This window comes from Acidiphilium sp. (assembly GCF_049977125.1).
GTDB lineage: Bacteria > Pseudomonadota > Alphaproteobacteria > Acetobacterales > Acetobacteraceae > Acidiphilium.
In genome coordinates this window covers 1-4455 of record NZ_JBMFGY010000191.1, presented here as the reverse complement: position 1 = coordinate 4455, position 4455 = coordinate 1, and the positions used below count along the sequence as shown (strand labels likewise).

7 protein-coding genes are annotated in these 4455 nt (G+C 62.9%); 4 read left to right on the top strand and 3 right to left on the bottom strand.

Annotated features, from left to right (window positions below; genetic code table 11):
* The coding region (locus ACP5E6_RS16410; protein WP_427955918.1) for a toprim domain-containing protein at window positions 1–395 on the top strand (395 nt) is incomplete at its 5' end.
* Between the two features lie 63 nt (window positions 396–458).
* Here ACP5E6_RS16410 and ACP5E6_RS16405 read toward each other — a convergent pair.
* Genes ACP5E6_RS16405 through ACP5E6_RS16395 form a run of 3 tightly spaced genes read right to left on the bottom strand, consistent with a single transcriptional unit; the run spans window position 459 to window position 1865 of the window.
* Window positions 459–911, bottom strand: a complete 453-nt coding sequence (locus tag ACP5E6_RS16405) for a hypothetical protein (RefSeq protein WP_427955916.1) — start codon at window positions 909–911, stop codon at window positions 459–461.
* A 46-nt stretch (window positions 912–957) separates the two neighbouring features.
* Window positions 958–1665, bottom strand: coding sequence for an SOS response-associated peptidase (locus ACP5E6_RS16400; protein WP_427955914.1), 708 nt, complete (start codon window positions 1663–1665; stop codon window positions 958–960).
* On the bottom strand, window positions 1665–1865 hold the full coding sequence (locus ACP5E6_RS16395) for a hypothetical protein (RefSeq protein WP_427955912.1): 201 nt from the start codon (window positions 1863–1865) through the stop codon (window positions 1665–1667). The genes ACP5E6_RS16400 and ACP5E6_RS16395 overlap by 1 nt, the downstream gene beginning before the upstream one ends.
* A gap of 567 nt (window positions 1866–2432) precedes the next feature.
* On the opposite strand from ACP5E6_RS16395, the gene ACP5E6_RS16390 reads away from it, so the two are divergent.
* The 3 genes from ACP5E6_RS16390 to ACP5E6_RS16380 all read left to right on the top strand — a co-directional run bounded on the left by ACP5E6_RS16390 (window position 2433) and on the right by ACP5E6_RS16380 (window position 4267).
* Complete coding sequence (locus ACP5E6_RS16390; RefSeq protein WP_427955910.1) at window positions 2433–2930, top strand: hypothetical protein; 498 nt, start codon at window positions 2433–2435, stop codon at window positions 2928–2930.
* Between the two features lie 204 nt (window positions 2931–3134).
* Window positions 3135–3620, top strand: coding sequence for a hypothetical protein (locus tag ACP5E6_RS16385; RefSeq protein WP_427955908.1), 486 nt, complete (start codon window positions 3135–3137; stop codon window positions 3618–3620).
* A gap of 203 nt (window positions 3621–3823) precedes the next feature.
* Window positions 3824–4267, top strand: a complete 444-nt coding sequence (locus ACP5E6_RS16380) for a hypothetical protein (RefSeq protein ID WP_427955906.1) — start codon at window positions 3824–3826, stop codon at window positions 4265–4267.
* Window positions 4268–4455 lie beyond the last annotated feature (188 nt).

Below are 4455 nucleotides of genomic sequence, written 5' to 3'. Positions count from 1 at the left end.
CCGATTTCCGGGGGGTGCTCCGCGGCGGACAGAAGAGCTTGTTCCGTTTCGCGCCCGGCGGCACGATCGGCGACTACCGGCGGGTAGCAGTGACCGAAGCGCCGATCGACGCCCTGAGCCTCGCGGCACTCGAGCAGGGCCGGACCGACACGATTTATGTCGCCACCACCGGCGGGCTGGGACCGGGCACCGTCACGGCGCTGCGTCACTTGGTGGAGGCACTCGGATCGGTCAACGGCACCCTGGCCATTGCCACCGACGCCGATCGACCGGGAGATCGCCACGCTGCGCGGATCGAGGAAACGATCGCACCGATCGTCATCACCGTCGAACGGTTGCGGCCGCCCGGAGACGCGAAAGACTGGAATGAGGTCCTGATGAAAGCCGGAATCTGATCATCCTGCGGAGAGGCTCCAGACAGGATCAGCCAAGACGGGATCGCACAGGTCGCTCCTGCGTCAGCCCTGAGCCCGAATGATGAGGCCGAGACCGATCACCGCCATCGCCGTCGCGACCCACAGCGACCAGTTGGCCACGAGATGGCTCCGTTCCGACCAGACGAGAAGGCGAGTGCCGCTGCGGATGATCCTGCCCGTCTCCGGCCCGTCGTCGTTCGCCGGCGCCGCCATGATCTGACCCCGGATCCAGCGCAGGCGACTGGCAACCCAGAAGGTCCAGTACATCACGGGCAGCAGGATCATCAGGGCAAGCCAGACCACGATGACCCCCATCCTGCCGAGTTCGCTCCTGATCGGAAAATGCCAGGCCGCCATCCCCGTGTGGATCGCGATTGCGGCATAGGTTCCTGCCAGGATCAGCCCGCTCGCAACAGGCCACCGCCCGACCATCCGCTGCAGCGCCGGGGCTGGCGCATCAGCGAAAGTGTCGACCCCCCTTCCCCGCTCGTTCATGTCTTCGACCTCATTGAATTATCGTGACCCATGGCTGGCTCATACATCATGCATGACCTTCGATCGTCATTGCCTCTGCCTCGATCTCCACCGACTCGATCAGTCCTGGACCGTCAGTGCCAACCCGATTGACCGTGCGGGCCACCGGCCAGGCCGGAACCTCGCCGGCGGCACTCCGCGCGAGAATAGCGGAGGGATCCCCTGAAACCTCGCCAAGCCAGATTGGCCAGTCCGCCTCGGCCACCACCAGGGGTGCCCGGCCATGGATGTCGGCGAGCGCGTCCGGTGCCGGTGTGGTGATGATCGCGAGCGACAATTCCGCCGGAAAATCCCGATGGGGCCGGTGCAGCGAGATGATCCCGCCAAGAGTGATCGGCTGCCCATCCGTGCGCCCCATCGCGTATGGCTGCTTCAGCCCGGGTGCGACCGGTTTCCATTCATACCAGCAGCGGACCGGAACAAGGCACCGCCGGGTTCGGAACGCAGTGCTGAACATCTTGTTGCTGGCGACGGTCTCGGCCTTCGCATTGATCGGCCGTATTTTTGCTAGTTCGGGGATCTTCTCCCAGGGCGCCAGAAACCCCCAATCCGCCGTGCAGAGCACTCGGCTACGGCCCTCACCCCGACAAACCGCCAGCACGCCATCGCTCGGCGCAACATTCCAGCGTTCGATGCGCGGAACCGGAGCACCCTTGCTGCCAAGCAGTCGATCAAATGACCCATCGGGAAAAACCTGCGCAATTCGTCCACACATCAGCGATCGATCTCCCCGCCAGGTTCACCATTGGTCGCTATCCCGCCGCCATGAAACTTTGCACGGATCTGATCGAAAAGCGGCGGATCGTTGTTGCGCACTCCATTCGCGTCGATCAGGCCGAGACGAATCATCCGCCGACGGATGGCTGCAAGACTCCTGCCACATCTGACACTGATGATCCTCGGCACGTCGTTCAACAGAAATCCTTCATAGAGAATCCGGTCCTCGGCCTCGGTCCAGCGATGACCATCCTCAGAGGGATTGATCTGGTCCAGCGTCATTCAACACCTGGTGGGAAAATCTGCGAACGGTGTTCCCAATCCATCTCATGCCGCGTGACCGGATCGACCGGCCAGCCGACCGACGTCACCCGTTCCAGGAAATCTATCATAGAGCGCCATGTCTTCGGCGATCGACGGCGACGAACCGGCACGAGGCGCATCAGGATCTGCCATCGAAAGAGCCCCAGAAAGATAACTTGAAACGAAGTCCTGCCATGAAACGAACCATCGACGAATGTGGATGAAGTCCTCTCATGGAGCGAAGCCAGCGGCAAGGGGCGAGGCATGGCATTGCCAAACGGCCCTCAGTCTCCCTCAGGCGGACTGACCGCGGACGGCGATCCGCCGCCCGCGGTCAGCCCGCTTCGGTCGAGCTTCGGACTCTTCGGCAATGCCATACCTCACGCCCTGGCCCCCGGCCTCGCACCATGAGTGGCGGTAATTGTCTTCGAAATGAAGATCATTCCAACAATGGAGATCACGATGTTGATCAGCACCGATAAATGCGCCAACTGGCGGGAACATGTCATCCTCAGCTGTCCCGGCGTCGAGGAGATGCAAACCATCGTCCGCACCCTCGGAACCGCCGACGCGAATTGGCCCGCCCTCCGGACCGAAACCGCTTCATGGATGAATCTGCTGGTCGAATCACTGGCCGAGTTCATGGACACCGCCGAACTGGAGGGTTTCATCGTCCGGCTCAATCAATTCTTCTACCGCGAGGCGATGATCGCTGGGCAAGCGTATCACCAGAGCACCAACGCCCTGTTCTATCGTCCCCCCGGCAGCCCGGAAAAATGGAATTCGGTCTGTGCCGCTCTGGTCGCAGGAGCCATGAGGACGACATTCGAAGGCGTTTGCGCCCCTGGGATCTCGTGGCTTTCGATTGGAAAGAAGGATCAGAACAATCCAACGGTTGCGGCCGAACCGGCCACCGACGCAGCGACCCCTGTCCCCGCCCCCCTCTCCGACAACGAGTAGGCTCCGGCGCGTGTAGCTGTCCAGACAGCCGATCGCATCCAGTAAACCGAACCCCTGCCCGCCTGTCACGGTTCTGACCGTCCCCGCAAGGGTAAAGGCCGCATAGAGCGGCCCGCGCGCTGAAGGAGACACGCGCCCTTGCCCGGTCAGCCAGATCGTGACCGCGCGATGATCGTTTTCATACCGAATGAAGGAACCCACAAAATGACCAGCACGATGACCACCTGCACCAGTTGGCGCAACCACGTGACGCTGATGTGCCCCTCGTACCCCGAAATGCTGAAGATCGTGGTCCGGCTCGACACCGACCAGGCCGACTGGAAGGACCTCGAGGGGAAAACCGCCGCATGGATGACCGCGATGATCCAGACGATGGCCCCGTTCATGATCGAAGACGAGCTTGAGGGGATGATCGAGCGGCTTGTCGGATGCCTCTACATCGAGGCGATGCGCGCAGGAGATGCGTATCACCGGAGCACGAGGTCGCTGTTCGGCCAACCGGCAAAGAGCGAAGCCGAGCACCAGTCCTCCCTGGCTGCGCTGATCGCCGGCAGTTTCCGGGTCGCGTTCGAAGCCGCCCATAAGACCGGCACGATGTGTTTGCGTCCGATGTCGGAGACCACCGTCAATCCCATCCACGCCAGACCGGTGACCGAAGCGGCGGATGCACCAACAATGCAGAGCGGTTGAAATCCAGACTCCGCATAAAAACGAAATCGAAAATCGATCAATCCTGCGGCTGCCACGGTTCTGTCCGGCCCCGCAAGGGTGAGGGCCGCACAGGGCGGCCCGCGCGCCGAAGGAGGCGCGCCCCCTTGCTCGGCCGGCCAGACCGCGGCCGCGCGATGGACGTCTTCAAGGAGAAGATAACCCCGCAATCAAGGATCACGAGAATGAGCAGCACCTATAATGTGGTCGCGCTGAACCCGATGCCGACCGCCCTCCTCGCGCCCCACGACGCACCGGCGCGCGAGACCCTGATCGTTCGAACCACCGCCGCCTTCCGCGCCATGCTCGATGCGCCGCACTCACCGAGCGAACTCACGCTTCTGCGCCTGATCCAGGCCGATGTCTTAAACGGAGCGATGGTCGGATCCATCACCTGGTCACTCGACGAGGTGTGCAACACCATCGTCATCCGCCAATGGCCCTCCTGCCGGGTACTCGATCTCGTGCCCTTCCCGGTCGGGAAGCTCGACCCGGGATGCCGGGCCCTTCGCTTCGCGGCACGGATCACCCGCGAAACCGCCACGCTCGGCATTGCCGATGATCCGGATCCGGCAATGAAAGACGAGACCGGCCGGACGATCGGATCACGCGTCGGCGTGTTCCCCTGAACGGGGACTCTGCCACCCTTTATCCCCGCTGCATCGTTAGCAGTCCGCCGGGACGGGAATGCGCCTCGCACCCCGTTCACCCGAAATATCGGAAACCCACCCCCACCCGAAACGCCGGTTAAAAGCCACCGGTCGGACAGCCCGGCAAGGGTTTCGCCATGCTCGCCTGCCAAGCGGCTGGCTGCGCG